The 3,053-nt window shown below is 54.5% G+C and carries 2 protein-coding genes and 1 pseudogene; 2 read left to right on the top strand and 1 reads right to left on the bottom strand.

Going from position 1 to position 3,053, the window contains the following annotated elements:
- Both ABLV54_RS13065 and ABLV54_RS13060 read left to right on the top strand, forming a co-directional pair.
- Positions 1-481: IS1 family transposase (locus ABLV54_RS13065; protein ID WP_348814176.1), on the top strand; the 481-nt coding region annotated here is incomplete at its 5' end.
- A 14-nt stretch (positions 482-495) separates the two neighbouring features.
- Positions 496-1,245 (top strand): annotated as a pseudogene (locus ABLV54_RS13060) (tryptophan--tRNA ligase); the annotation flags it as partial.
- Positions 1,246-1,397: 152 nt separating this feature from the next.
- On the opposite strand, the gene ABLV54_RS13055 reads toward ABLV54_RS13060, so the two are convergent.
- Complete coding sequence (locus tag ABLV54_RS13055; protein ID WP_095526230.1) at positions 1,398-2,795, bottom strand: diguanylate cyclase; 1,398 nt, start codon at positions 2,793-2,795, stop codon at positions 1,398-1,400.
- Positions 2,796-3,053 lie beyond the last annotated feature (258 nt).

Raw genomic sequence — 3,053 nt, 5'->3', positions numbered from 1 at the left:
ACACTGCCAACTGAATAACACATCCCCGTCAATACGGTTCTCGCTGTACGCTTACGTAACCTCGCGCATACAGCCGGGCAGTGACGTCATCGTCTGCGCGGAAATGGACGAACAGTGGGGCTATGTCGGGGCTAAATCGCGCCAGCGCTGGCTGTTTTACGCGTATGACAGGCTCCGGAAGACGGTTGTTGCGCACGTATTCGGTGAACGCACTATGGCGACGCTGGGGCGTCTTATGAGCCTGCTGTCACCCTTTGACGTGGTGATATGGATGACGGATGGCTGGCCGCTGTATGAATCCCGCCTGAAGGGAAAACTGCACGTAATCAGCAAGCGATATACGCAGCGAATTGAGCGGCATAACCTGAATCTGAGGCAGCACCTGGCACGGCTGGGACGGAAGTCGCTGTCGTTCTCAAAATCGGTGGAGCTGCATGACAAAGTCATCGGGCATTATCTGAACATAAAACACTATCAATAAGTTGGAGTCATTACCTGCCGGCGCTGGCCGAACTCAGCGCGCTGTATATGAATATCGTCACCGTCGCCCGGGTTGAACGTAATCCGACGGTAAAAAATGAAATCGCCCAGAAGGGTTTTTCCCGCTCGCTGCCGGTGGGCTTTTTAGCCTATCCCATAAGTCAGGCCGCCGATATCACCGCCTTTAAGGCCGAACTGGTGCCGGTCGGCGACGATCAGCTACCGATGATTGAACAGACCAATGAGATCGTGCACAAAATGAATAGCCTGACCACGACGCCGATCTTACAGCACTGCAAAGCGCTGCTCAGCGACGTCAGCCGCCTGCCGGGCATCGATGGCAATGCCAAAATGTCGAAATCGCTGGGGAACACGCTCACCCTTTCGGCCAGTGAAGAGGAGATCCATCGTGCGGTCAGCACCATGTATACCGACCCGAATCACCTGCGGGTCGCCGACCCGGGTCAGGTAGAAGGCAACGTGGTCTTCACTTATCTCGACGCCTTTCATGCTGATAAGGCTTTCGTTGCCGAGATGAAAGCCCACTATCGGCGCGGAGGGCTGGGAGACAGGCAGTGCAAAAACGCGCTGGAGACCTGCTTACAGGAGCTGCTGGCGCCGATACGCGAACGCCGGGCGACCTATATTCAGGATAAAGGCATGCTGCTGACGCTGCTGCGCCGGGGAAGCGAGCGAGCGCACGAACTGACACAACGGACGCTGCATGAAGTGAAGCGTGGCCTGGGGCTGCCGGTGCTGTTTTGAGGCGCGGCGATCTCTCCGCACTGAAATCCGCTGCCACATCTCTCCCGGGGGCGGCGCTTGGCGCGCCTTGCCCGGGCTACATGTTCACAGCCGTCTGCGATCAGGTAGCCCGGACAGGCGCAGCGCGCCGCCTCCGGGAAGGACCCGGCAGCTTAGTTGCCGTCGCCTTCATGCAGCTTCACGCAGTTGCGCCCATCGCGCTTGGCGACGTACAGCGCGCTGTCGGCATCGCGCAGCAGCAGATTGTAATCCGGATGACCTGTGTGGACGGCGTAGCCGATGCTGGCGGTAATCGAAATCTCATTGTCAGCGCCAACGCTAAACGCCAGCTGGCTGATTTTTTTACGCAGCCGTTCAAGGATCGTAAAGGCTTCCGCGGCGCCGGTCTCCACCAGCACCAGCAGAAACTCCTCGCCGCCGTAGCGGAAGATATAATCGCTGGATCGAATATTATCGCTGAGCAGCTCCGCAACGTGCTTAATCGCCCGGTCGCCGACCATGTGCCCCCAGCTATCATTGATCTCTTTAAAGTGGTCGATGTCGATAATCGCCACCGTCATCGGCAGTTCATATTCCATCGCCAGCGTCACTTCATGCTTGAGGACAACCGGCAGATAGCGGCGGTTAAGCAGGCTGGTCAGCGTATCCTTACCGCTTTGCATCTGCGACAGGCTGCTAAACAGCACCCCCATCTGGCTGCCGATCTGCTGGCAATTGATATGGATCCCCTGCAGCAAAGCCTGCGTGTTTTTATACTCAGAACCCTCAGACGAGGATTTCCAGGCGGATAACAGCGCATCCACCTTGCTAATTAAGTCGGCGATTTCCTGCATTTGCGGATTTTTTTTAAAATAACGCACGCATTTATGGCGGAACCACAGGCCAAATTCCGAATCAGATAATAACGCTCCGTTAATATCGCTTTTATTATCGCTAACGATATTAAAAATAGCGGTATTTTCCCATCCGGAGAGCGAGGCCTGCTGTTTGCCATATTCCAGCGGAACGTTATCCATCAGGCTATACAGGCGGTAGGCTTCTTCATTTTTCGTCGCCCGATAGTGCGACAGGGTATAGGCATGACACATCATCTCTACCGCCATGTTAATGGCCATGATAGCGTAGTAGATGGCGGCGACGCTGGTCTCGCGATCGAGTTGGCTATCGCGGATATTTTCAATCAGCCCGGCTTTCAGCTGGCGCGCACCGCGCAGTACCGCCTCTGCCGGGATACCGATGCGCGAATGGATGCTGCCGATCAGGTACTGCCGCTCCGCCAGCGCCTGCAGATTTTCCTTATCGCACATCAGGATATCTTTCACCCACCCGGCCAGCGAGCTGCTGAGCCGTTCCTGAACTAAGTCATAGCTAAGATGCCGCGCAATGTCCGGGTCCTGGAAAATAAAATCATAAAAACGGGTCGCTAACGCCTCCGCCTGCTGCCCGGCAATATTTTTAAGTACCGCCCTCACTTCCGGCGTCAGGCTGTCGTACAGCGGCAACCATTCCTTAAAAATAATCGAGATATATTTTTGGCTTTCATCTTTCATTGAATAAAGCGCTCGCCCGGCGTGAGTGTATTTTCAGGGCCTCCGATCATACAACAGTTCTCCTGGGGCAACCAGATTAAAAATGCGCCAGTCGCCAGGGAATAATATCCTCTGGTTATTAGCGCTAAGGAATAGCTTATATGTACGATGATTTAATGAAGAACGGTAAAGATTATCTGAGCCGGTATCCGGAGCATTAACCCCAGGTAATGACTCCAATTTACTGATAGTGTTTTATGTTCAGATAGTGCCCGATGA

The organism is Klebsiella sp. JB_Kp042 (assembly GCF_040065275.1).
Lineage (GTDB): Bacteria > Pseudomonadota > Gammaproteobacteria > Enterobacterales > Enterobacteriaceae > Klebsiella > Klebsiella quasipneumoniae.
Note: the sequence above shows the minus strand (reverse complement) of the source record. Positions and strands in the feature narration are given on the sequence as shown.

What these genes read in the sequence shown, in the direction of transcription:
- ABLV54_RS13055 (WP_095526230.1), bottom strand. Translation starts at nt 2,795, where the DNA reads ATGAAAGATGAAAGCCAAAAATATATCTCGATTATTTTTAAGGAATGG.